The sequence below is a fragment of the Clostridium tarantellae genome, assembly GCF_009295725.1.
GTDB lineage: Bacteria > Bacillota > Clostridia > Clostridiales > Clostridiaceae > Sarcina > Sarcina tarantellae.
The window spans coordinates 1-296 of record NZ_WHJC01000696.1 but is presented as its reverse complement, the minus strand read 5'-3'; the positions used below and the strand labels follow the sequence as shown (position 1 = coordinate 296).

1 pseudogene is annotated in these 296 nt (G+C 40.2%); it reads right to left on the bottom strand.

What is annotated here, in order from left to right:
• Window positions 1–296: pseudogene (locus GBZ86_RS17730) on the bottom strand (hypothetical protein); the annotation flags it as partial.

Sequence of the window (296 nt, the reverse complement as noted above, 5' to 3'; positions counted from 1 at the left end):
TCCTATCCATCCTGCCACATTTACTCCTCCAGCATCCTCTATTAAAGCTCCATTAGAAAGCATTCCCTCTGCTGCATTATACTTATAAACTGGATTACTTCCTGTTGGCACTGTTGGTGGATTCACTGGTTCTGTTGGTGGTGTTACTGTGCCGGATACTAAGGTTAAAGTTACTTCTCCAAGACTTGGACCATAGTTTATTCCATCTCCATGGAACTTAATAGTATTTATTCCACTATTTAAATTTACTGCCACAGTAAAGGTCTTAGCATCTCCTATGGACCATCCATTAGTTG